This is a genomic window from Stenotrophomonas sp. (genome assembly GCF_035634915.1).
In the GTDB taxonomy this organism is placed as follows: domain Bacteria; phylum Pseudomonadota; class Gammaproteobacteria; order Xanthomonadales; family Xanthomonadaceae; genus Stenotrophomonas.
The window spans coordinates 173,816-195,290 of the sequence record NZ_DASQCB010000002.1 but is presented as its reverse complement, the minus strand read 5'-3'; the positions used below and the strand labels follow the sequence as shown (position 1 = coordinate 195,290).

The following is a 21,475-nucleotide window of genomic DNA, read 5'->3' as shown; positions in this document are numbered from 1 at the left end:
GTTGGCGATCAGGCGGCGTTGCCGCGGGGGATGTACGGCGCGTGCCCGCTGTCATGGTCGGTCGCGTCGCGCACGGCGGTCACGCCCGGCACGCGGCCCATCAGGGTCTTTTCGATCCCCTGCTTGAGCGTGACGTCGGCCATGCCACAGCCCTGGCAGCCGCCGCCGAAGCGCAGCAGCACCACGCCGTCGGCCGACACTTCCTGCACCGCGACCTTGCCACCATGCGAAGCGAGCTGCGGGTTGACTTCGTTTTCCACCACCCAATGCACGCGCTCGACCAGCGAGGCGGCCTCGCCGGGCGCTTCGCCCTTGATGCGCGGCGCCTTGATGGTCAGCTGCTGGGTACCGGCGTTGCCCGGCACGATGTCGATCTCGGCACCGTCGAGCCAAGCCACGCTGCGCGCGTCCACATACAGAGTGAAGCCATCGCAGTCCACGGCCCACTCGTCGCCCAGCAGGTCAGAGGGTTCAGCGAACTCCAGGCGGGCGTCTGCGCGCGGGGTGCCGGGGTCGACCGCGCTCAGGCGCACGCCCATGCCGGGCACGCCCTCGCGTTCGATCAGCTTGCGGAAGTGGGTCTGGGCAGTGTCGGAGATCTGGATCATCAGGCTATTCTAGCCAAGTCAGCGCCGGTCGCTCATTCGGTTTATACACCGGCCGGCGCATTGTTCAGTCAATACGAGGTGGAGGAACCCATGTCCGACCTGATTCCGCTGGCACAGGCGCACTGCGTGCCGCGAAAGGGCAGCGACCACAAGCTGGGCGAGGCCCGCCTGGCCGAACTGCTGCCGCAGGTGCCGGGCTGGGAGGTGGCCGAAGCCGGCCAGGCGCTGGTGCGCACGTTCCGCTTCAAGGATTACTACGCGACCATGGCCTTTGTGAACGCGCTGGCCTGGATTGCCCACCACGAGGACCACCACCCGGACCTCGGCGTGCATTACGACCGCGCCGTCGTGCGCTATTCCACCCACGACGTGGGCGGGCTGAGCGAGAACGACTTCATCTGCGCGGCCAAGACATCGGCCCTCATGGAGCACGTGAAATGAATGTTCGTCTGCTGAGCCTGTCCCTGCTGACCGCCACCGGCCTGGCCGCCTGCGGTTCCTCGCAGCCGCCGGAGCCGCCGGCCGCGCCGCCCACCGAGGTGGCCGCGGTGAAGACCCCGCCGCCGCAGTACCCGATGGAACTGGCCTGCACCGGCGTGGGCGGCACCAGCACTTTCAAGGTCACCATCGGCACCGACGGCAAGCCCAGCGAAGTGCTGCTGCTGACCGGTGCTGGCAATCCGCAGCTGGACGAGCTGGCAAAAACCGCCGTGCAGGCCTGGGAATTCAAGGCGGCCACCCGCAATGGCCAGGCCGTGCCCGCCACCATCCAGGTGCCGGTCAGCTTCAACCCGCCGCAGCCGAAGCCGGACCAGTGCTTCGCCATCGAAGAGCGCATGCGCCGCGGCGGCTGAAGGCCGATGCAGTGACGAGGCCAGCCGACGCCCGCCTCGCCCCCGCCGCCCCGGCACGTTCCGGGGCGGTTGCTGAACGATCAGGATCGCGTCGGTAAATGCTGCAGATCTCCCCGGAAAATTTCTGGATCGCGCTTGCGGTCACCCTCGCCGCCGGCCTGGCAACGGCCATCGGCAGCCTGCTGGTCCTGTTCTCGCGCCGCCCCAGCCCGCGCCTGCTGGCCTTTGGCCTGGCCTTCGCCGGCGGCGCGATGGTGTACGTGTCGCTGTCGGAGATCCTCAACAAGTCGATCGCCTCGTTTGCGCTGGCCTATGGCGAGCGCAGTGGCTTCACCTGGGGCACCATCGCCTTCCTGCTGGGCGTACTGGCCATCGTGGCCATCGACCATCTGATCCCGAACCCGCACGAGACGCTGGATTCAAAGGAACCGGCGTTCCGCGACAACAACAAGGCCTATATCAAGCGGGTCGGCCTGCTCACGGCCGTGGCGATCACCGCGCACAACTTCCCGGAAGGGCTTGCGACCTTCTTCGCCACCGTGGAGAGCCCGTCGGTGGGCATGCCGCTGGCCTTCGCCATCGCCATCCACAACATTCCCGAAGGCATCGCCATCGCGGTGCCGGTGTACTTCGCCACCCAGAGCAAGCTGCACGCCTTTCTGGCCAGCCTGCTGTCGGGCCTGGCCGAGCCGGTGGGCGCGGTGCTCGGCTATTTCCTGCTGAAGGGCTCGCTGTCACATGCCACGTTCGGCTGGGTGTTCGGGCTGATTGCCGGGGTCATGGTGTTCCTGGCGCTGGATGAACTGCTGCCGGCCGCCAAGCGCTATGCCAAGGGCCACGAGACCGTGTATGGACTGGTTGCGGGCATGGGCACGCTGGCAATCAGCCTGGTGCTGTTCAAGTGGTGATCGGTTCCCGGCCAACGGGCTGAGCCCCCTCGCGGCTGGCCACCGAGGGCATTGCTCAAGGTCACGGGCGGGGCCGGCTTGCAGGGGACGCCGTGAACCCGTCCATGGGGGCTTGTCCGCGGCATCCATGCCGCAGACACCCCTGCAAGCCGACCCCGCCCGTGCCCCGTCATTTTTCCGTGCACGCCAGCCACGCGATAAAAAATTGAAAAACGAAGCGCGCGCTGCGCGCGTGAGTCGAGCGTGGCTCGACTCTAAAAGGGCTTCTTACTTCAGGCGATCCAGCGCTTCGACCAGCTCGTCGGCCAGCGGCGCGTTCAGCACGTACGGGGTCTTGCCGGCGTCCAGCGCGAACTCCAGCGAGGCCGCGTGCAGGAACAGGCGCTTCAGCCCGATCTGCTCACGAAGCCGCTTGTTGACTGCCGGATCGCCGTATTTGTCGTCACCCGCCACCGGATGACCCAGATGCTGGGCATGTACGCGGATCTGGTGGGTACGGCCGGTCTCGATGCGCACTTCGCAGTACGAATGGCCGCCCTTGCGCTCCAGCACCCGGAAGTGGCTGATCGATTCCTTGCCGATCGCGTTGACCTGTACATGCCGCTCGCCGCCCTGGCGCAGGCCGACATGCAGCGGCGCGTCGACCGTCATCACGCCGTCGGGCATGCGCCCGGCCAGCAGGGTCAGGTAACGCTTGCGGATGCCGGCACCATGGTCTTCACGCAGCAGCGCCTGCAGCTCACTCAGCGCCGAACGCTTCTTGGCCACGATCAACAGGCCTGAGGTGTCGCGATCCAACCGGTGGACCAGCTCCAGGGTCTGCCCCGGGCGCAGGGCGCGCAGGGTCTCGATGGCGCCGAAGCTGATGCCGCTGCCGCCGTGGCTGGCCACCCCGGTCGGCTTGTTCAGGGCAAGCAGGCGCGCATCCTCGAAGACGATGGCCTGCTCCAGGCGGCGCATGAAGGCCTCGGGCGGACCGGCCTTGTCTCCCTCTTCAGTGAGACGAACCGGCGGCACACGCACCTCATCGCCCGCCTCCAGCTTGCGTTCGGCCTTGGCGCGGCCGCCGTTGACGCGCACCTGGCCGCTGCGCACCAGCTTGTAGACCAGGCTGCGCGGGGCGCCCTTGAGCTGGCCCAGCAGGAAATTGTCCAGCCGCTGGCCTGCACGGTCCTCGGGAACGGTGATCATGCGCACGGAAGGCTTGTCGCCAGCGGGCTTGGTGGGGTCTGAGGCAGTCATCTGGCTGTTTATTCTGTTACACTCGGGGGGCGAGATAAGGGATTGATTTTGTTGGAAGTTACTCAGGGCCAGAAGCCCAGCTTCCGACGAATCCGGCACAGTGCGCGACCACCGCCCGCGGGGCGGCCATGTTAGCGGCTCACCGGCCTTCCCGGCCATCGCCGGATGCCTGACACGCAACCGTGCTGAACATGTCCCGTGTGGCGCTCCAGCCTGGCTGACAGCTGCCTCCGGCCCTGCAACACCCCAAAACCAGAAAAGTGAAGCGCTCCCGCGGCCTGCCGTGGTGTCGTAGCGCTGGAAACCCAAGCCGCCCTCCCCGCGCATGCGCGAATGGGCGGCGAACCGTGTCCAGAGGCGAAACCCCATGGCGTTCCGCGCGGTAGCCGCTTGCGAGGAACGCAACAATGAAGCGAATGCTGATCAACGCCACGCAGGCCGAAGAGCTGCGTGTTGCCATCGTCGATGGCCAGTCGTTGTATGACATCGATATCGAGCAGCCGTCCAAGGAACAGAAGAAGTCCAACATCTACAAGGGCCGGATCTTCCGCATCGAGCCCTCGCTGGAAGCGGCCTTCGTCGAATACGGTGGTGGCCGCCATGGCTTCCTGCCGCTGAAGGAAATTTCCCGCGACTACTTCCAGGCCGGCGTCGACCACAACAAGGCCGGCATCCGCGAGCTGCTGAAGGAAGGCCAGGAAATCGTCGTCCAGGTGGACAAGGAAGAGCGTGGCAACAAGGGCGCCGCCCTGACCACGTTCATCTCCCTGGCCGGCCGTTACATGGTGCTGATGCCGAACTCGCCGAGCGCGGGCGGTGTCTCCCGTCGCATCGAAGGCGAAGACCGGGCCGCCCTGAAGGACGCCCTGGACAAGCTGAACATCCCCGACGACATGGGCGTGATCATCCGCACCGCCGGCGTCGGCCGCGATGCCGAAGAGCTGCAGTGGGATCTGGATTACCTGCTCAACGTCTGGCGCGCCATCGCCGAAGCGGCGCTGAGCAAGCCGGCCCCGTTCCTGATCTACCAGGAATCGCGCCTGATCGTGCGCGCCCTGCGTGACTACCTGCGCGCCGACATCGGCGAGATCCTGGTGGACACCGAGGAGATGTACGAGCACGCCCGGGAGTTCATGCAGCAGGTGATGCCGCAGACCCTGCGCAAGCTGAAGCATTACAAGGACGACATCCCGCTGTTCAACCGCTTCCAGATCGAATCGCAGATCGAAGGCGCCTACGAGCGCAACGTGCGCCTGCCGTCGGGCGGCTCGATCGTGGTCGACCAGACCGAAGCGCTGACCGCCGTCGACGTCAACTCCTCGCGCGCCACCAAGGGCAGCGACATCGAGGACACGGCGTTCCAGACCAACCTGGAAGCGGCCGAGGAAGTCGCCCGCCAGCTGCGCCTGCGCGACCTGGGTGGCCTGGTGGTCATCGATTTCATCGACATGGCCTCCAACAAGCACCAGCGTGAAGTCGAAAACCGCCTGGCCAACGCGCTGAAGTACGACCGCGCGCGCGTCCAGGTCGGCCGCATCTCGCGCTTCGGCCTGCTGGAAATGAGCCGCCAGCGCCTGCGTCCGAGCCTGGGCGAATCCAGCCAGATCGTCTGCCCGCGCTGCGACGGCCACGGCCGCATGCGCAGCGTCGAGTCGCTGTCACTGTCGATCATCCGCGTGGCTGAAGAGCATGCGATGAAGGAGAACACCGGGCAGGTGCTGGTGCAGGCCCCGGTGGAGATCGCCAATTACCTGCTGAACGAGAAGCGCAGCGCCCTGCGTGAGATCGAACAGCGCCACGAAGCGCCGATCGTGATCGTCGCCGACGAACAGCTGCACACCCCGCATTACACCGTCACCCGCCTGCGCGAGAACGAACTGGGTGAGGAAAGCAGCAAGCCGAGCTACCAGCGCGGCACCCCGCGCAAGCTGCCGGTGCACGCCCTGACCAAGGGCCAGCTGAACATCCCGCCGCCGGCCGTGACCCAGGTCAAGCACACCGCACCGGCCCCGGTGCGTGCCGAAGCCGAACCGGTGGCCGCTCCGGCCCCGGCACCGGTTGCCGCTGCACCGGCACCGGCCGCCAGTGGCGGCGTGGTCGGCTGGCTCAAGCGCATCTTCGGTGGCGAGCCGGCTCCGGCGGCCGCTCCGGCCCCGGCCGCCCGCCAGCCGCAGCAGGATGGTGGCCGCAGGGACCGCAACAAGGATCGCAACAGGGACCGCAAGGAGCGTCGCGACGACAGCCGCGGCAATGGCGGCAACGGCAATGCGCAGCAGCAGAAGGATGGCGGCAACCGCAAGGACCGCGGTGAGCAGCGCAAGGACGGCCGCCAGGCCGGCGGCAACAACAATGGCAATGCCCAGCAGCAGCCGCAGCAGGGCAAGCAGAAGGACGCCCAGCAGAAGGACGGTCAGCAGCAGCCGCAGCAGCAGAAGCCGCCGCGCAATGAGCAGCAGGGCCAGAACCCGCAGCAGCAGCCGAAGCTGAAGCAGCCCAGGCAGCCGCGTCCGCAGCAGGACGGCGAGAAGCCGGCCGAGAAGCCGCAGCGCACCGCCGCCGAAGCGCCGGTCGATACTGCCACCGCTGTGGCTGCCGTGGCCGCGACGGCGGTAACCGCCAACGCGGTGACCGCGCAGGAAGGCACTGCACCGGCCGCACCGGTGGCGCCGGCTGCACCGGTCGCCGACGTGGTGGTGGCTGATGCCGCACCAGTAGCCGATGCCACGGCTGCTGCTGGCGCCGACGCCGACGCGGTTGCCGTGTCCGGCGAAGAGGCCGCGACCGACGCCGCAGGCGAACAGGCCGGCGAAGGCGCGACCCGCCGCCGTCGTGGCCGTCGCGGTGGCCGTCGCCGCCGCCGCGGTGGCGCCGAAAATGCCGCCGGTACCGATGCCCTGGGCGATGACCAGGACGACGGTGACGAAGGCGATGACAACGACAGCGCCGAACTGGCTGCCGATACTGCTGCCGAGGCTGCTCCGGTCGCCGCCGTGCAGCCGTCGCGCTCGCAGCCGGAATTCGATTTCGATGACGAAGTCGAGCCGGTGGCCGTGGAAGCTGAAAAGCCAGCCCGTGCACCGGTCGCTGTTGCTGCTGCCGCCCCGGTGGTTGCCGTAAGCAGCGCCGTGGTCGACGCCGTCGCTCCGCAGGAAGCGGCAGCCCCGGCACCGGTCATCAAGGCCGAGCCGGCCCCGCAGCCGGTGCAGACCAGCATGCTGGACCAGATCGACGCCGCAACCCCGGCCCAGCCGGCAGCACCGGTCGCTCCGGTGGCTGACGCCAAGCCGGTGGTCGAAGAGGCCGCCGTAGTGGCCGCGCCGGCACCGGTGGTCGTTGAAGCCGCTCCGGTGGTGGAAGCCGCGCCGGTCGTCGAAGCCAAGCCGGTGATTGCCGAAGCCGCCCCGGCAGCAGAAGCCGCGCCGGTCGTGGTCGATGTCGCTCCGGTGGTTGAAGCGAAGCCGGTCGTCGAGGCTGCCCCGGTGGTCGAAACCGCACCGGTCGTCGAGCAGCCAGCTGCACCGGTGGCCATCGAAGCCGCGCCGGTTGAAGCCGCCGCCCCGGTGGCTGAAGCCGTGGTGACGCCGTCGATCGACCCGGTGGCCGATGGCCACGCCGATTCGGCCAGCCAGGCTGCCGATGCCCAGGCATCGGACGAAGACGAAGAAGCCGCCAAGCGCACGCCGCCGGCGAACTGATCGTTCTTTGATCTCGTAAAGCGAAACGGCGGGGATCGATGATCCCCGCCGTTTTTGTTTGTGGGCCCCGCACGCCCCGGTAGATGCCAACCTTGGTTGGCGCCGTTCATTCAACGCACGCGGACACGCCCGTGCCAACCAAGGTTGGCACCTACCAGAGCACCGTTGATTCAACGCACGCGGGCACGCCCGTGCCAACCGAGGTTGGCACCTGCCAGAGCAGAGGCACCGCGGTGGTGGTTGGCGCCGTTGATTCAACGCACCCGGGCACGCCCGTGCCAACCAAGGTTGGCACCTACCAGGGCGGGGCATCAATCGGCCGGGGCGAACTGCAGGCGGGTCCAGACGCCGTAATGGTCTGACGCCCAGCGGCCGCTGTCATCGGGCTGGTCGAACAGGATCTTCGCTTCGCGCGCGACCATCCGGTCCTGCTGGAAGAAGATGTGGTCGATGCGCGAGGGCGCTTGGTAATAGTGCCGGTTCAACGTACTCACACCGGCCAGGTCGGTATTCACGTGCACGCTGCCGTAGCTGTCGCCGTAATGGCTGCGCAGTTCACTCAGGTCACCTGCATCGACCAGCGCATTGAAGTCGCCCGCGATCACCACCGGTGCGCCGGCCGAGGTTTCGGTGATGTAGCGCAGCAGGTCGTCCACCTGGTTGCGGCGGATGTCCTGGCCGCGCTCGTCGCTGCGCTCGTTCAGATGTGTGGCATAGACGTTCACCGGCTGCCCGTCCACGTCGATGCGCAGATGGGCCACCGTGCGATAGTCATCCAGCGGCTGCAGCAGATGCTCGCCGTGGGCCAGGATCGACCGCCGGGTCAGCAGTGCATTTCCATAGCGCTTGGGCGCACCGACCGCATCGGTGGACACGAACACGTACTGGTAGCCAAGCTTGCTGGCCAGCCACTGTGCCTGGTTGCGCACGTTGCGGCGCTGGATCACTTCCTGCAGCGCGATGGCATCGGGCTGCAGACGCTTCAGCTCGGCCAGAATGGTGCGGCGGCGGGTTGGCCAGTCCTCGCGGTCATGGTGCAGGTTGAAGGTCACCATGCCCATCCCGGGCGCGGTCGATACCTCCGCAAGGGCAGATTCACCCGCCGGCTGCGCCAGGGTCCAGCCCGGCAATGCCAGTGCAACCGCCAGCCCCAGGGCGCACACGACCGCGCGCGCCCTCCCCTGCTTCAAGGTCATGCTTACTGCCCCTTGCGTTCGGCGCGGCGCACCGTGCTCGGCACGTCGATCTCCACACGCGCGGGCAACTGGTGCACGCGCAGTTCGCCATTGCTCCATTCGGCCGGCTCGCCATTGACGGTGGCCTCGCCCGGTTCGCCGCTGTACGGCCACGGCAGTACCACGCCTCCCGGCGGCGGTACCAGGCCCGGCTGCAGGTCCAGAACCAGCTGCTTGTCGCTGCGCTGCAGGCGGTAGTTCAACTGCCCTTGCGGCGTGCGCAGCCCCTGCACGGCGATGCCATCGCCCTGCAACCAGGCGGTGGGAATGCCTGCAGCGAGCACCAGCGCCTCATCGGCATCGCGGGTGTAGGCGAACATGTCCAGCGCCGAGCGCACGAAGTCCGACGCCACCCAGGCATGCGGCAGATCGCCGACGAAGAACGGCTTGCGCGGCGTGCGCGAGACCACTTCGGCCCACTGGTTCCAGGCCTGCGGTGCACGGTCCTTGAAGAAGAACTGGGTGGCCTGCCAGGCACGATCACGCCAGCCCAGCCGCACGAACGCGGCGACATTGCGCCATTCGTACGGGGTGTAGTCCTTCCATTCGCGCTTGCCATCGCGGCGCGCGACGAACTCGGTCCAGTAGCGCTCGAAGGTCGCCTCCAGCGCCTGCTGCGGCAACCGGCCCTGCTCGCCACCGGGCGCAAGCGCGATGGTGGTGGAGGTCGCGTCGAAGTCGCCCAGCTCGGCCGAGCCGGGCAGGTAGTTGATGCTGTGCTGCTGCATGGCCGACTGCAGCGACGCCTGCAGGTCGTCGCGGAACTGGTCGCGCGACTCGCTGATCTGCATGGCTTCCAGCTTGCCCAGCTGCGCGGCCACCTGCGCGGCATCCTTGTAGCCGCGCAGTGCCCAGAAGTTGTCCCAGTACGAGTGCATCGGCTTGGCCGAATAGCCTTCATGGCTGATCGAGGCCGGCATCATCCCGTAGAAGGCGGGGTTGCGAGCACGGTTCTCTTCGGTGCGTTCACTGGCGCGCAGCTGTTCCAGGTACTGGTAGGCACCCTGCACGTGCGGCCACATCAGCTCCAGGAACGTGCCGTCGCCGGTGTAACGCCAGTACTCGGCGATGTTGTAGATCAGTTCGCCGTGGCTGTCGTTCTCAGGTACCGGGTCGCTGCCGCGGGCATCGACGCAGCACGGCACCTTGCCGTTCTCGAACTGGAATGGTGCATACCAGGTCACGTAATCGCGCACGGCATCGCTGCGACCCATGCGCAGCAGGCCTTCGGAAATCATCGCGCCATCGCGGATCCAGCTGCGCGCGTACGAGCGCGTACCCGGCTGCAGGCGCGGGCCGACCCGCGAAATCAGCATGTGCGCCACGGCGGTACGCAGGGTCTCCACCAGCGGCTGCCCCGCTGCAGGCACCTGCAGGCTGACCACGCCCAGCTTGTCGCGCCACATCGCCGCGACCTGCTGCTGCGCCTTGGCCACGTCCAGCGCCTGCGGCTTCCAGCCACCGGTCTGCGGCAGCACCACGGCCACTTCGCGGCTCTGCCCCGGCTCGAGCTTGATCGTGTACATCAGCGCGCCGGAGGCCAGGCCGGTGGAATCCTTCACCGCCGTGGTCGCCGGGAACTTGCCGGAGGCCAGGTGCATGGCATCGAGCTTGCCGTCGAAGGTGGTGGCAAAGCGCGCGTCGGGCACCTGCAGCGGGTAGATGCGCGGCTCGCCGTTGACCTTCACCAGCTGCTCGCCCACGTCCAGTGCGTCGATGCGGCTGAAGCCACCGGTGGTGTTGAGGAACTGGGTTGGCGGGTTGACCTGCCAGGGCCGGATGGCCAGCGCCAGGGTGTACTCGTGGGCGACCTTGTCCGGGTTGCTCAGGCGGTAGCGGCCGATCAGCTGAGCGCGCTCCGGCGTGCCCTGCACGAAACTGGTGACCGACAGCCCGGCCTTTTCATGCACCCAGTCGACCGTGGCGATGGGCAGGTAGCGATCCTGCAGCGATTGCGTGGCAGCGACGCTGGACCAGTCCAGCAGCTTGCCGTCCATGCGGATGAACGGCTCGATGCTGAAGCTGCCCTTGGCCGGCTCCAGCGCGCCGTCCTCGCTGATCAGCGCCTGTTCCTGGCCGCCATCCAGGCCCAGCAGGGTCCAGTACGGCTGCTCGCCCACGTAGGCGCGCGGCAGCGAACCGCGCGGCAGGTCGGCAGCCACCGAGGACAGGAAGGCATTGGGCGTGGCCGCAAAGGCCAGCGGCTTCAACGCGATGTCGCGGATCGCGTAACGCCAGTTCGGGCCGTCTTCCAGGTCGAAACGCACGTAGCGCGCGTCGGTATCCGGCAGCGCCAGCCAGTCACGGCCGCCCGCACCGCCGGTGACTTCACGCACCGTGCGCCAGTCGCGGCCATCCTCGGAAGTGCGCACCGTGTAGCGGGTCGCTTCCAGGTTGGGCAGCCAGTCGATCACCGCGCCGCCGATCTCGCGGCTCTTGTGCAGGTCCAGGCTGATGGTCTGCTGCTTGACCCCGCCGCTGACCCAGAAGGTATCGCTCTTGCCATCGACCATGCGGTCCTGCAGCGCGGTGGCCGTATCGGCGATCACCGACGGCATCAGCGCCGAGTCATCCTGCGGCGGCAGGCCCTGCAGGGTCAGCTTGTCGAAGCACACCGTGCCGCGGCCACCGACTTTGCTGTAGATGGTGAACTCGGCCGCGGCGCTGCGCGCCATCTCCTTTTCGGCCGAAGGCCCCCAGGCCTTGTCGATCTGCCGGCGGCGGTATTCCACCGGCGTCCACGCCTTGTTGAAGCTGTAGCCGGGGCGGTTGACCCACCAGACGTTGTCACCGCTGGCGTCGATCAGCTTGAACTGCAGGTCGTTGCGCGGTGAATCGCCGCGCAGCTGGAAACCGAACCGGTAGTTGACCGGGTATTCGATGTTCAGCGCGCGGCGGATCCCCACATAGCCGGAGACCTTGTGGAAATCGTAATCCAGGCACAGCGCGCGGCCGCCACCGGCACCGCTGACCGACCGCAGCGAACCGCTGACCTGGTCGGACAGCACCAGCTTCCATGCATTGATGTCATCGAAGTCATCCAGCACCTTGGGCGCCGGCAGCGCCGGTGGTGCGGCAATCGCCAGGGAGGTCCACAACAGGCCCAATCCAACGGCGATCGCACGCTTCATCCCTTGACACTCCCCAGCAACAGACCTTGGATGTAGTACCGCTGCAGGACCAGGAACAGGGCCAGCACCGGGACCACGGTGACCACCGCGCCGGCCATCATCATTTCCACGTCCATGATGTGCTCGCGCGAGAGGGTGGCCAGCGCCACCGGCAAAGTGTAGTGCTCCTGGTCGGTCAGGACGATCAACGGCCACATGAAATCGTTCCACGCGCCCATGAAGGTAAAGATCGCCAGGGTCACCAGCACCGGCTTGAGCATCGGCAGCACGATCTGGAAGAAGATGCGCAGCTCACCCGCACCGTCGATGCGGGCCGCTTCCAGCAGTTCGTCCGGGATGGAACGGGCGTACTGGCGCACCAGGAAGATGCCGAACACGCTGGCCAGCGCCGGCACGATCACGCCGCCGAAGCTGTTGACCAGGCCGAGCTGCTTCATCAGCAGGAACAGCGGCAGCATCGCCACCTGCGCCGGAATCACCAGCGCAGCCATCAGCACCTGGAACAGGCGCTCGCGGCCGACGAAGTTCAGCTTGGCGAAGGCATAGCCGGCCATGGTGTTCAGCAGCAGCGAACCGAAGGTGATCGCCACCGACACCAGCAGGCTGTTGGCGAAGTTGCCGCCCATGCCGGTGCGCGCGAACAGCTCGGTGTAGTTGTGGGTGGTGACGTGCGACGGCAGCAGCGGAGGCGTGAAATGGGTCGCCTCACCCTGCGGCATGAACGACACCGAGAGCATCCACAACAGCGGTGCCAGGCTGACCAGGGCCAGCACCAGCAACGCGCCATTGATCATCCACGGGTGCCAGCGCGACTGGCCGATTTCACGACTCATACCAACTGCCTCTTGCGGCCGAAACGCAGCATCACGGTGGTCACCGCCAGGATGATCAGGAACAGCAGGAACGCCACAGCCGAGGCGCGTCCCAGGTTCCACCACTTGAAGCCTTCCTCGAACATGAAATACAGCACGCTGACGGTGCTCTGCAGTGGGTCGCCGCGGGTCATGACGTAGGGTTCGGCGAACAGCTGGAAGTAGCCGGACACGGTAATGACGCCGACCACCAGCAGCACCGGGCCGAGCATGGGCAGGGTGATGTGCAGGAACTGCTTCCAGCGCGAGGCACCATCGATGCGCGCTGCTTCATACAGGTCATGCGGGATGGCCTGCAGGCCGGCCAGGAAGATCACCATGTTGTAGCCGAAGTTCTTCCACACGGCGAACAGCATGATGGTCGGCATCGCCCAGTTGGGGTCGCCCAGCCAGTCGATCGGACTGATGCCGAGGTGGCCCAGGCCGTAGTTCACCAGGCCATAGCTGGTATGGAACAGGTAGCGCCAGATCACCGCCACCGCCACCAGGGTGGTCACCACCGGGGCGAACAGCGCCGTGCGGAACAGCGCCTTGAAGCGTGCGGCGGGCGCATTGAGCAGCATCGCCGCGCCCAGCGACACGCTGATCGACAGCGGAACGCCGATCACCACGAAGTACGTGGTGTTCCACAGCGACTTCCAGAACATCGGGGTCTGCAGCAGGTCGATGTAGTTGCCCAGCCCGACAAAGCGCAGGTTGCTGCTGTCAGCCAGCGCGTACAGGTCGAAATCGGTCACGCTCAGGGCGAGCGCCGAGGCGACCGGCAGGCCGAAGAACACGCCCAGCACGATCAGCGAGGGGCCGGCGAAGATCCAGCCGGCGAGGGACGAACGTTTCATTGCGGGCTCCCGGCCGCGACTGCACTGGTCGAGCCCGAAGGGGCATCGCTGCGCTGCAGGCGTTGTTGTTCATGCATCCAGCGGCGCTTGGCCAGCACCTTGTCCACGCGCTGGTCCAGCTCTTCCACGGCCTTGTCCTGCGGCATTCCACCACGCACCACCTTTTCGGTGACGATGCGCATTTCCTGCACGATGCGCTCCCATTCAAGCACCTTCGGCGTCGGATTGACGCGCTCCAGCTGGTCACGGAACGCGGCCGCCAGCGGATCGTTGGCCAGTGCCGGGGCGTTCCAGGTGCTGCGGCGCGGCGGCAGGTCACCGATGATGGAATGGAAGTGGGCCTGGATTTCCGGGCGCGACAGGAACTCGATCAGCTTCCAGGAGGCTTCCTTCTGCTGCGACTTGCGGAAGATCACCAGACTGGTGCCACCGGCAATGCCCGCGCCCGGACCGTCCGGGCCCGGCAGCGCAGCGGTGCCCCACTGCCCTTCCAGTTCCCTGGGCTGCAGCTTCTTGAACTCGCGGATGTTCCAGGGGCCGGAAATGTAGAACACGTTGAAGCCGCGGAAGAATTCATCCCAGACGTTGGAGATCTGCGTCTCGGACATCTTCGGCGCCCAGCCCTGCTCGAACATGTTGCCGTAGAACGCCAGCGTGCGACGGAAGCCGGGGCTGGAGAAGTTGCCGCGGGTGTCGTCGTCGCGCAGCAGCGGATCAGGCTGCTGCAGGGCCAGCGACAGCTGCTGCTCGAACTCGTTGATCGGCATCAGCACCGCGTAGCGGTTCGGGCCCTGCATCTTCTTGATCGCGGCCATCTGCTGGTCCCACTCCGCCCAGGTGCGCGGCGGGTGGTCGAAACCGGCCTTGGCCAGCAGGTCCTTGCGGTAATAGATCAGGCGGGTATCGACGTACCACGGCACGCCGACCAGTTCGCCATGGATCACGTTGGTGTCCCAGATACCCTGGAAGTAATCCTGCGGGTCGACCACCGATGAATGCTGCACGAACGGCTGCAGCGGGGTCAGCGCATTGAGTTCGGCAAATTCGGGCACCCAGGTGTTGCCGAGCTGGCAGACATCGGGCAACCCGTCGGCGGCGAACGCCGTCAGCAGCTTCTCGTGCGCGGCCGTCCACGGGATGTTCTGTACATCCACCTTGATGCCGGGGTTCTCAGCCTCGAACTCGTGGATGAGTTCGCTGACCACTTCGGCCTCGCGGCCCATGGCCCAGAAGCGGACCGTGGTGGTGCCCTGCTCGGTGCGCGCGCAGCCGGCCATGGCCAGTGCGGCCATCGCAGGCAGTGCCCAGCGCCGCAGGCGGTCAATCCAGTCTTGCACCGTGTTACTTCCCCTGGCCCGTGTTGCGGTTGGCATTGTTCTTCTGTTCCTGCGCGGCAGCCGCGCGTGATTCTGCGATACCGACCGCGCGTGCTGCCGCGGCCTTTTCATCCTTTTCCAGTACCAGCGGCTGGAACGACCCTTCCGGGGCCAGCCAGCCACCGCTGAAACCGGCCCGTTCCAGGCCCTTGCGGATGTACGGGTTCTTCTTCATCACATCCCAGACGAAGTCATTGCGGTAGTTGGCGATCATCGTCAGGATCGGGCCCTGGTCGATGGCGATGTAATCGCTGGCCACCCAGCCACGGTCCGGCACCATGCGGCCGGTCTTGATCGGGATGTCGTAGTTGAAGCTGGGGTTGAACGAATCCAGGAAGCCGTAGCTGGAATAGATGTAGTCGCCGTAGCGCTTGTGCATCTCCAGCGTGGCCGGAATCACTTCCTCGGGGGCAAACACGATCGAGGACACCGCGGCGGTCGGGGCGATGGTGCCGTCATCGAAGTTCTCGCGCAGGCCCGCGCCGCGCGAGGAGTAATGGCGGAACTGGCGCTGCTCGCCACGGTACTCCTGCGTGGTGTTCTGCGGGCCGTCGCTGGCGGTCAGGCCCCACACGTTCTCCCCGTAGTCCTTCCACTGCATCGGGTTGGCGATGGCGTACTCGCGATGGGCCAGCGCGGCCGAGCGGCTGTTGAGGAAGTAGGTGCTGCCACGCTCGCGCATGTAGGCATCCTGGATGTCGCGGAAGTCGATCCAGACGTGGCTGTACTGGTGGCCGAACAGCGGGCCGAAGGACAGGTATTCCTGGCCCTGGTAGACGCCCCAGTCGTTGTCGTAGGTGCGCGTCCACACCGTCCACGCATCCGGGCTGACCGGGTGGCTGGGCGAGCCCAGGGCGAGGATGTAGACCATCATCGCCTCGTTGTAGCCCATCCAGTCGTGGTCGATGAAGCCGCTTTCGGGGAACCAGCCCATGGAGATGAGCGGCGCACGCTGCTGCAGCCACGGCCAGTCAACCTGCTTGTACAGCTGGTCGGCAATCTGCCGGATCTCCTTCTCGCGCGGGTCGTCGCCGTCGTAGTACGACTGGGCGAACAGCACGCCCATCATCAGCAGCGCGGTATCGACCGAGGACAGCTCGACCCAGCTGTCGTAGCGGCGGCCCTGCTGCATGTCCAGGAAGTGGTAATAGAAGCCCTTGTAGCCGGCCTTGCCGGTGCGCTGCGGGCCCATCGGCACGTCGCGGAAGAACTTCAGCGTGGTCAGGGTGCGGTCGATGGCCTGGTTGCGGCTCACCCAGCCGTTCTCGATGCCGATCGGGTAGGCGGTCAGGGCAAAGCCCACCGAGGCGATGCTGGCAAACGGACGCGACGGATAACGGTCCGGAGTCAGGCCGTTGAGTTCGTTGGTGGTGTCCCAGAAGAACTGGAAGGTGCGGCGCTCGATGTCATCGAACAGCGGCGGCAGTTCCGGCTTCATCGGCCGCGGCGGTGCGTCGGCTTCCAGCAGGATCACCTGCGGCTTCGGCTTTGCAGGCTCCTGCTGGGCCGGCTTGCAGGCGGCGATGGCCAGGGTCATCGCCGCGGCGGTCAACAGGTGGCGTGCCTGCATGGCGCGGTTCCTCCGGTGAGCTGATCGATGGAAGAGCATAACGTCCAAACACCTGAAATCGTTTACAGAACGAGCGCTTAAAAAACCACGCAAGGTGGTCGACGGAGTGCAGCCATTGTCCAGTCCCCTGCCCCGTCATCGCAACGACGCAGGGGACTGGACAATGGACCGGCCAGCAGGCCGGCCATTGCCAGATCCCGGTGCCAGCGGCGAACCACTGGCACCGGGGTGTTGCGTTACATCATTGCTTAGAAGCGGAAGCCCACTTCGGCCTTGATCTGGCGCGGAGTACCGATGATGTCGCCGGTCTCGTTGTAGCTGGCCTGCAGCTTGCCGTTGGTCTTGATGTAGTTGTAGGTGGAGAAGTTGTCGAAGTTGAACACGTTGATGATGTCGATACGCGCATACATCTCGGTGTCACCCGGCATCTTGAACGTCTTCGTCGCCTGCAGGTCGACCGAACGGTAGCCGAAGATCTTGCCACCCAGCAGGAACTTGCCGTTGGCGTTGGGCACGGCGGCCTGCGGGGTCGGCAGCGTGTAGCCGCTCGCCTGCGGGATGCCGTACCAGTCGTTGACGGCGGTCGGGGTGGCCAGGGTGATCTTGCCACCGAAGGTGATGCCCCAGAAGCCAGCGTACGAACCGGTCACCACCAGGCGGTGGCGCGGTGCACCGTTGGAACGGATGGTCGGGTAATCCTCGATCAGGCCGCGGTCGAAGGCGTACTTCTCGTTGATGTCGCGGTTGTGGCGCGCGGTCGTCCAGGTGTAGGCGATCGAGGTGCCCCAGCCGCTTTCCTTGGTGAACGGCTTCTGCGCCGACAGCAGGACCTGGGTCGCACGGGTCTTGATGCCCTGCTGGCCGATGATCAGGCTGCCGAAGCCCGGCACGTTGCAGCTCCAGGCCTGGCTCAGGCCCGGGTCGGTGCCGCCGCACAGGCGCGGGTCATCGAAGAACTGGCCGGTCGGGTAACGGTTGCCCAGGGTGAAGGCGAAGCCGTCGTAGCTCAGGGTGCGGGCGATGGTGGCGTCGGTCAGCCACTCGCCGATCTGGTTGCTCATGCCCAGGCTGAACTGATCCGAGTACGGGGCCTTCAGCTTGTTGTTGAGCAGGTCGACTTCCAGGCCGGCATTGCTGGTCGAACCGACCAGGTTCTGCAGGTTCTCGATGCCGTTGAGCAGGTTCGGGTTCCAGTCATAGCAGGCGGCCTGGCCGTTGATGCAGGTGCCGGTGGCCGGGTTGCGGAAGTAGATGGTCGGCTGCGGCAGGGCCAGCTTGGTGGTTTCCAGCTGCAGGTTGTCGAACAGGTCGCGGTCGTACGAACGGCCGGCACCACCGTGGATCACGTGCTGCTCGTCGGCGTTGATGTCATACGAGAAGCCCAGGCGCGGCTGCCAGGCATCCTTGAATGCCTTGCGGTTATGGCCGTTGCTGATGTAGTTGCTGATGTCCAGGCCGCCCAGCGCCAGCGAATCGGCGTAGGTCTGGCCGGCGGGAGCGCGCGGATCCTGCGAGTAGATCGCATCGACCACAGCCTGCGGGGTCACGAAGTCCAGGTAGGACGGGGTGACTTCGTAGTCCCAGCGCAGGCCGAGGTTGACCTGCAGGTGGTCGTTGACCTGCCAGTCGTCCTGGATGAACACGCCGTACTGCTTGGACTTCGAACGCACTTCACCGGACACGCCGTCCACGCCGGTCACCGGCTTGACGAACTGAGCCTTGTACGGGATGCCATCCGGGAAGTCCGGATCGCCCAGGGTATAGGTGAAGGTCGGGTTGATCTGCGCCGCATCGGAGGCGTACAGGTCGATCGCCTTGTACTTCACGCCCATCTTGATGGTGTGGTCGCCGGCCCACTGGATGCCATCCAGGGTCAGGTTGTCTTCGATCGACCAGCCCTTCTGGCCCTTCACCTGCGAATCCAGAGCCGAGGCGCCACCGATCTTCACCACGGTGCGGTCTTCGGTGCCGTCCGGTGCGGTGTAGGTGATGCCGTTGGCCAGGGTCAGCGGGGTCGGGTTGTTGAACGAATCTTCATGGGTGACCATCATTTCGTTGTAGAAACGCTCGCCACTGTGGTTCCAGCGCAGGGCGTAACGACGGTCGGTGTTGACCACTTCACGGCCGGCTTCCGGCGAAGTCTGGCCACTGAACTGCGACTGGGTTTCGTCGCGGTCCTGGAAGGTCAGCTCGATGCGGTCGTTGTCGGTCGGCTCGAAGTCGATCTTGCCGAAGATCAGGTCCTGCTGGAACGGCTGGCTGGCCGGGCCCAGGCCAGCAGCACCCGCCGCCGGCAGCAGGCTGGCGGCGCTGGTGACGGCGCCGTCCGGCGCGATGGTGACCGGCAGGTCGAAGCGCTTGGCTTCGTAGGTCACGAAGAAGTGCGCCTTGTCCTGGATGATCGGGCCGCCCAGGGCGAAGCCGTATTCCTTCTCGGCCGAGACCATCTTGGACTGGCCGGCCTGGCGCTCGGCCGGGGTCTTGGCGCGCATGTCTTCATCGGTGTAGCGGTAGAACGCTTCACCCTTGAACTCGTTGGTACCGGACTTGGTCGCAGCGGTCACCGCGGCGCTCGACACCTGGCCGTACTCGGCCTTGTAGTTGCCGCTGATGACCTTGTACTCGCCGATGGCCAGCTGCGGGAACGGGTTGCCGGCGCTGCCGGACTGGCCGGCCACGCCGCCGCCCTTGACGTAGCTCTTCTGGCCCACGCCGTCGATGTAGACGTTGGTGCCGTCGGCATTGGTGGCACCGCCACGCAGCGAGGTGTTGCCCTTGGCATCACGGGTGAAGATCAGGCCCGGCACCGCGTCGGCGAATTCCAGGAAGTTGCGCGACACCTGCGGGGTGGTCTGGATCTGCTGCAGGCTGACGGTCTTGCCGACTTCGGAGGTACGCACTTCCTGCAGCAGGGTCGGTGCAACGACGTTGACGGTGTCCAGGTTGGTGGCGGCCGTGTTGCCGCCGCCGCTGGCAGCGGTCGTGTCGCCAAAGTTCAGCGTCGAGGTCGAGGCGACGGTGACGGTGACCTTCTGGGTCTGGCCGTTGGCGACCACGTCATAGGTGCCCGGGTCCAGGCCCATCAGCGAGTAGCTGCCATCGGCGCGCACGGTGCCACGACGGACGGTGCCGGTGGCCACGTTGGTCGCGGTGACTTCCGAACCGGCCTGGGCGCCGGCCACCTGGCCGCGCAGGCTGGCGTTGGCCGACTGCGCCATGACGTTCGGGGCGGCGGCCAGCATCAGGCAGCTGACCAGGGCGGTGCTCAGCAGCCGGCGGGCCGGCGTACGGATCGTGGAATGCATCATCAACTCAATCTCCGGGTGGCGGTATCCGCGGATGCGGTACCTGCGATCAATCAAGAAAGAAGGAACGCCTCTGGCTTCAATGGCCCGATGGCGGAGTGGTGGAATCGCGAACGACGAGGCGGGGAACGAGCGTCTGCTTGTCACCTGCCCCTTCGGGGGTGTTGCCGTCCATCAACTGCATCAGACGCGTCATCGCCCTATCGCCCAACTCGGCGATACTGACCTGCATGGTGGTCAACGAGGGGTGTACGAACCGCGCCAGTGGAATGTCATCGAAACCCGCCAGGGCGACATCGGTGGGCACGTGGATCCCTGCCTGCGCGAAGGCATACAGGCAACCAAGGGCCATCATGTCGTTGGCGGCGAACACGGCATCGGGCAGCGCGCCGGCTGCCAGCATCTCCTGACCGGCGCGATGGCCGGAAGCTTCGTCGAAATCACCGGGCAACTCGATGCCTTCGGCGCCCTTGCCAAAAGCCGCCAGCGCGTCACGGAAGCCACGCAGGCGCTCGCGCGCGTCGAAGTTGAGGTCCGGGCCAGAAATGAACGCGATGCGGCGGTGGCCGGCATCGAGCAGGTGGCGGGTCATGGCCATGGCACCGGCGTGATCGTCGATGCTCAGGACCGGGTGATCCTGCCCCGGCAGATAGGTGTTGATCAGGACCGTGGGCAGCGACTGCGGCAGGTTGTCGGTGAGGAAGCCGGGGCTCTCGGCATAGGGCGAGAGCACCAGCAGGCCATCGACGCGGCCGCGCATGGCACGCAGGGCCGCGCCCTGCTGTACCTGGTCGCCGTGGTAGCTGGACACCAGCAGGTGCTGGCGACGGTTGCGGGCAACGTTGTCGATGCCGCGCATCAGCTCGGAGAAGAATTCGCCATACAGATCGGGCAGCACCACGCCCACCGTATTGGTACGGCGGCTGCTCAGGCTGCGTGCGGCGGCGTGCGGGGTGTAACGCAGCCTCGCGGCGACCTCCAGCACAAGCTGGCGGACCGGTTCGGCGACATTCTCATGCCCGTTCAGCGCGCGGGAAACCGTGGCCACGGAGACCCGGGCTTCTCGAGCGACGTCTTTGATTGTTATGGCTGCCTTGTTCACGAAGCCGCCCTCCACGGCTTGGACCTACCAGCTTGGCGCGGAATGTAAGCGTTTCCATCCGCGCTTGTAAACACTCCGTTAGACGAATGTCCCCGGATGGACACAAAAATATGACGTGGACAGGTCTGTTCCTGGACCTGGCAGGACTTTGCGGGACAGGCCATCAGCCCTGCTCGGACAGGGTGTATGCGCGGATGGACAGCGCATGGATATCGGTCTCCATCAGCCCGCCCAGCGCGGCATACACGGCGCGATGGCGCGCCAACGGGGCCATGCCGGCGAACTGTTCACTGACCACCAGCACGTTGAAATGGCCGCGTCCGTCGCGTGCGCCGGCATGGCCGGCATGGCGATGGCTGTCATCTTCGATCTCCAGCGTGCTCGGCGCCAGCGCCTGCTGCAATGCAACACGTATTAGATCGATGCGCTGCGCACTCATGGCAGCACCTTGCGGAAGGGCCGGACCTCGACGCGGGTGTAGACGCCGGCGGCGACATACGGGTCGGCATCGGCCCATTGGCGGGCCTGCGCCAGCGAGTCGAACGCGGCAATCACCACCGAGCCACTGAACCCGGCCGGACCCGGATCCTCGCTGTCGATCGCCGGGCACGGCCCGGCCAGCAGCAGGCGCCCCTCGTCGCGCAGCGCGTGCAGGCGCGCCAGGTGCTCGGGCCGGGCCTGCAGCCGCTGCGCCAGCACATCCTGGCCGTCGTAACCTTCAATCACATAGAACACGGG

General features: G+C 66.3%; 16 protein-coding genes. 4 read left to right on the top strand and 12 right to left on the bottom strand.

The features are described 5' to 3' along the window. Positions 1–8: 8 nt before the first annotated feature. On the bottom strand, positions 9–608 hold the full coding sequence (locus tag VER16_RS02155; protein WP_108765630.1) for an NfuA family Fe-S biogenesis protein: 600 nt from the start codon (positions 606–608) through the stop codon (positions 9–11). Positions 609–698: 90 nt separating this feature from the next. Here VER16_RS02155 and VER16_RS02150 point away from each other — a divergent pair, with 90 nt between their 5' ends. The 3 genes from VER16_RS02150 (at position 699) to zupT (ending at position 2,370) form a co-directional block, all read left to right on the top strand. Beyond that, positions 699–1,049: a 4a-hydroxytetrahydrobiopterin dehydratase gene (locus VER16_RS02150; protein WP_324805223.1), complete on the top strand. Its 351-nt coding sequence runs from the start codon at positions 699–701 to the stop codon at positions 1,047–1,049. Next, on the top strand, positions 1,046–1,462 hold the full coding sequence (locus VER16_RS02145) for an energy transducer TonB (protein WP_324805222.1): 417 nt from the start codon (positions 1,046–1,048) through the stop codon (positions 1,460–1,462). The genes VER16_RS02150 and VER16_RS02145 overlap by 4 nt, the downstream gene beginning before the upstream one ends. A 98-nt stretch (positions 1,463–1,560) precedes the next feature. Further along, a complete protein-coding gene (gene zupT, locus VER16_RS02140; protein ID WP_324805221.1) occupies positions 1,561–2,370 on the top strand; it encodes a zinc transporter ZupT in 810 nt (269 codons plus the stop codon). 267 nt (positions 2,371–2,637) lie between these two features. Here zupT and VER16_RS02135 read toward each other — a convergent pair whose 3' ends face one another. Further along, the gene (locus VER16_RS02135) at positions 2,638–3,612 is read right to left on the bottom strand and encodes an RluA family pseudouridine synthase (protein ID WP_324805219.1); all 975 of its coding nucleotides are present in this window, start codon (positions 3,610–3,612) and stop codon (positions 2,638–2,640) included. A gap of 407 nt (positions 3,613–4,019) precedes the next feature. On the opposite strand from VER16_RS02135, the gene VER16_RS02130 reads away from it, so the two are divergent. Beyond that, positions 4,020–7,307 (top strand): Rne/Rng family ribonuclease, encoded by a 3,288-nt coding sequence (locus tag VER16_RS02130; RefSeq protein ID WP_324805218.1) that lies wholly within the window; start codon positions 4,020–4,022, stop codon positions 7,305–7,307. Between the two features lie 311 nt (positions 7,308–7,618). On the opposite strand, the gene VER16_RS02125 is transcribed toward VER16_RS02130, so the two are convergent. The 10 genes from VER16_RS02125 to VER16_RS02080 form a co-directional block, all read right to left on the bottom strand. Further along, entirely contained in the window at positions 7,619–8,503 is an 885-nt protein-coding gene (locus VER16_RS02125) for an endonuclease/exonuclease/phosphatase family protein (protein ID WP_324805217.1), read from the bottom strand. A 2-nt stretch (positions 8,504–8,505) separates the two neighbouring features. Further along, positions 8,506–11,673: a discoidin domain-containing protein gene (locus tag VER16_RS02120; RefSeq protein WP_324805216.1), complete on the bottom strand. Its 3,168-nt coding sequence runs from the start codon at positions 11,671–11,673 to the stop codon at positions 8,506–8,508. After that, on the bottom strand, positions 11,670–12,506 hold the full coding sequence (locus VER16_RS02115) for a carbohydrate ABC transporter permease (protein WP_324805215.1): 837 nt from the start codon (positions 12,504–12,506) through the stop codon (positions 11,670–11,672). Before VER16_RS02115 ends, VER16_RS02120 begins: the two co-directional genes overlap by 4 nt. Beyond that, on the bottom strand, positions 12,503–13,384 hold the full coding sequence (locus VER16_RS02110) for a sugar ABC transporter permease (RefSeq protein ID WP_324805214.1): 882 nt from the start codon (positions 13,382–13,384) through the stop codon (positions 12,503–12,505). The genes VER16_RS02115 and VER16_RS02110 overlap by 4 nt, the downstream gene beginning before the upstream one ends. Then, complete coding sequence (locus tag VER16_RS02105) at positions 13,381–14,721, bottom strand: sugar ABC transporter substrate-binding protein (RefSeq protein ID WP_324805213.1); 1,341 nt, start codon at positions 14,719–14,721, stop codon at positions 13,381–13,383. The genes VER16_RS02110 and VER16_RS02105 overlap by 4 nt, the downstream gene beginning before the upstream one ends. Positions 14,722–14,725: 4 nt before the next feature. After that, positions 14,726–16,330 carry a glucoamylase family protein gene (locus tag VER16_RS02100; RefSeq protein ID WP_414716005.1) on the bottom strand — a complete coding sequence of 535 codons (1,605 nt, stop codon included), beginning with the start codon at positions 16,328–16,330 and terminating at the stop codon, positions 14,726–14,728. Between the two features lie 248 nt (positions 16,331–16,578). Continuing rightward, positions 16,579–19,638: a TonB-dependent receptor gene (locus VER16_RS02095; protein ID WP_324805212.1), complete on the bottom strand. Its 3,060-nt coding sequence runs from the start codon at positions 19,636–19,638 to the stop codon at positions 16,579–16,581. A 76-nt stretch (positions 19,639–19,714) separates the two neighbouring features. Further along, positions 19,715–20,752 (bottom strand): LacI family DNA-binding transcriptional regulator, encoded by a 1,038-nt coding sequence (locus VER16_RS02090; RefSeq protein ID WP_324805211.1) that lies wholly within the window; start codon positions 20,750–20,752, stop codon positions 19,715–19,717. Positions 20,753–20,900: 148 nt separating this feature from the next. Then, entirely contained in the window at positions 20,901–21,176 is a 276-nt protein-coding gene (locus VER16_RS02085) for a BolA family protein (RefSeq protein ID WP_164075146.1), read from the bottom strand. Next, positions 21,173–21,472 carry a YciI family protein gene (locus VER16_RS02080; protein ID WP_108765645.1) on the bottom strand — a complete coding sequence of 100 codons (300 nt, stop codon included), beginning with the start codon at positions 21,470–21,472 and terminating at the stop codon, positions 21,173–21,175. Before VER16_RS02080 ends, VER16_RS02085 begins: the two co-directional genes overlap by 4 nt. Between the last annotated feature and the right edge of the window lie 3 nt (positions 21,473–21,475).

Bases quoted from the DNA above. Each gene is read 5' to 3' on its own strand.
- VER16_RS02110 (WP_324805214.1), bottom strand. From the start codon at position 13,384: ATGAAACGTTCGTCCCTCGCCGGCTGGATCTTCGCCGGCCCCTCGCTG.
- VER16_RS02120 (WP_324805216.1), bottom strand. From the start codon at position 11,673: ATGAAGCGTGCGATCGCCGTTGGATTGGGCCTGTTGTGGACCTCCCTG.
- VER16_RS02085 (WP_164075146.1), bottom strand. From the start codon at position 21,176: ATGAGTGCGCAGCGCATCGATCTAATACGTGTTGCATTGCAGCAGGCG.
- VER16_RS02125 (WP_324805217.1), bottom strand. From the start codon at position 8,503: ATGACCTTGAAGCAGGGGAGGGCGCGCGCGGTCGTGTGCGCCCTGGGG.
- VER16_RS02095 (WP_324805212.1), bottom strand. From the start codon at position 19,638: ATGATGCATTCCACGATCCGTACGCCGGCCCGCCGGCTGCTGAGCACC.
- VER16_RS02115 (WP_324805215.1), bottom strand. From the start codon at position 12,506: ATGAGTCGTGAAATCGGCCAGTCGCGCTGGCACCCGTGGATGATCAAT.
- VER16_RS02135 (WP_324805219.1), bottom strand. From the start codon at position 3,612: ATGACTGCCTCAGACCCCACCAAGCCCGCTGGCGACAAGCCTTCCGTG.
- zupT (WP_324805221.1), top strand. From the start codon at position 1,561: ATGCTGCAGATCTCCCCGGAAAATTTCTGGATCGCGCTTGCGGTCACC.
- VER16_RS02150 (WP_324805223.1), top strand. From the start codon at position 699: ATGTCCGACCTGATTCCGCTGGCACAGGCGCACTGCGTGCCGCGAAAG.
- VER16_RS02100 (WP_414716005.1), bottom strand. From the start codon at position 16,330: ATGCAGGCACGCCACCTGTTGACCGCCGCGGCGATGACCCTGGCCATC.
- VER16_RS02155 (WP_108765630.1), bottom strand. From the start codon at position 608: ATGATCCAGATCTCCGACACTGCCCAGACCCACTTCCGCAAGCTGATC.
- VER16_RS02130 (WP_324805218.1), top strand. From the start codon at position 4,020: ATGAAGCGAATGCTGATCAACGCCACGCAGGCCGAAGAGCTGCGTGTT.
- VER16_RS02145 (WP_324805222.1), top strand. From the start codon at position 1,046: ATGAATGTTCGTCTGCTGAGCCTGTCCCTGCTGACCGCCACCGGCCTG.